1 protein-coding gene and 1 pseudogene are annotated in these 1,810 nt (G+C 72.2%); one reads left to right on the top strand and one right to left on the bottom strand.

What is annotated here, in order from left to right; genetic code table 11:
• The coding region (locus tag PV350_RS46450; protein ID WP_500339289.1) for an adenylosuccinate synthetase at nucleotides 1-1,038 on the top strand (1,038 nt) is incomplete at its 5' end.
• Here PV350_RS46450 and PV350_RS46445 read toward each other — a convergent pair.
• Nucleotides 969-1,697 (bottom strand): annotated as a pseudogene (locus PV350_RS46445) (vWA domain-containing protein); the annotation flags it as partial. The gene PV350_RS46450 and the pseudogene PV350_RS46445 overlap by 70 nt on opposite strands.
• Between the last annotated feature and the right edge of the window lie 113 nt (nucleotides 1,698-1,810).

The following is a 1,810-nucleotide window of genomic DNA, read 5'->3' as shown; positions in this document are numbered from 1 at the left end:
ATGCACCGCGGCATCCCACGGGCCGTCCTCACCGACTTCGGGATCCGCGGGGCGCTCGGCACCCACCATTCCCTCGTTTCGGGCCCTACCCCTCCCTGGACCAGAACGACCCCCGCCAGGTTCCGAAGGTTCCACCCCAGTGGGCCCCCCACCCAGGCCCCCCCCCCCCAGGCCGCCCCCACCGCGGGGGACTGCGCCTCACGCCCCCGTCTGCTGCGCAAGCTGCGCCTGCTGCGCGACCGCCTGGCCGACGAGTTCGGACGCCGGCTGCCCGCCCCGCCGCCCGAGGACTGCGCCGACGCCTTCACCGCCTTCGCCCGCGCCGTCACCCTCACCGGCGACGGCCACCTCGCCCGCGTCCTGCGCGAGGGCACGGTCGTCCTCGAGGGCGCCCAGGGCGTGCTCCTGGACGAGTGGCACGGTTTCCACCCCTACACCACCTGGTCCACGACCACGTTCGCGGGCGCCGAGGCCCTGCTGGCGGAAGCCGGCCAGGAGGCCCGCCGGCTCGGCGTCGTACGGACGTACACCACCCGCCACGGCCCCGGACCGCACGTCACCGAGGACCCCGAACTCGCCCCGCTGCTGCCCGAACCGCACAACGGCCACGGCCCCTGGCAGGGCGCCTTCCGCACCGGCCACTTCGACGCCGTCGCCCACCGCTACGCCGTCGAGGTCTGCGGCGGTGTGGACGCCCTCGCCGTCACCCACCTCGACGCGCCCCGCCGCTGCCCGCAGCTGCGGCTGGTCCGCGCGTACGACACCGGGCAGACGCGGCTGCCCACCGCCCCGCCCGGGGACCTCGGCCACCAGGCCGCCCTCACTGAACGGCTGCTGACGGCGCGTCCGGCGTGCTGGGACGTGCCCGGCCCCGATCCGGCCGCCTGGTCGGAGGCGGTGGGGGAGGCACTCGGCGCGCCGGTCGTCCTGGAGTCGCACGGCCCGACGGCCGCCGACAAACGGGAGGTTCAGCGCAGGATCCCGGCCTGCCGCGCGGCCGTCATCCAGGAGGGGAACTCCGAGAGGAGCCGGTCGTAGAGCTCCGCGTCCGGCACTGTGGCGATGTCGTCCACGGCGAAGAACCCGACGTTGTCCACACGCCGGCCCGGCAGGGTGTCGAAACGCTCCAGCACCCCGTAGTTGGCCCGGCCCAGGCCGACGAACTGCCAGAACACCGGTTCCTCCACCGCCTCGCGCAACTGCTGCTCGATCTGCGCGTTGCGGTAGACACCGCCGTCGGAGAAGAACAGCACGAGCGTCGGCGCCGCCGTCGGGTACGCCCGCACGAACGCCCGGACCTCGGCGATGACCTTCTGCTCCTCGTTCTGGATGCCGACGAACCGCATGTCGATCTGGCCCGGCTGCAGTCCGTGCCGGGGCTTCTTGGGCCGGCCGAACAGGCTCAGCTCGCCCACCCGGACGTGCAGCCGCAGCCACAGCGGCAGTTCCGCGATCCGCAGGTCGGGCAGCCGCGCCGGGTGCGAGGCGAAGGTCCACGCCTGGATCTCGCCGTCGTCGTCCAGTTGCGCCGCGACCGCCGCCATGCGCTCGACCACGTCGGCGACGACCCCGCGCGCGTACAGGCCGCTCATCGAGCCCGACGCGTCCAGCACGAGGATCACCCGCGCGACGACAGCCGCCGCGCCGTGCTTGCGCAGGCTGACGGCAACCTGCTCCTTGCGCAGTCCTGTCCCTTTTACACATCTCTACCCGTCTCCAACCCCCCAAGACCCCTCACCACCCCGTATCCTGGCATAGAAAAACAAAAAAAATAAGAAAAGACTATAAGACAGACTAAAAATAGGAGAGA

This window comes from Streptomyces sp. PA03-6a (genome assembly GCF_033792765.1).
Taxonomy (GTDB): Bacteria; Actinomycetota; Actinomycetes; order Streptomycetales; family Streptomycetaceae; genus Actinacidiphila.
Note: the sequence above shows the minus strand (reverse complement) of the source record. Positions and strands in the feature narration are given on the sequence as shown.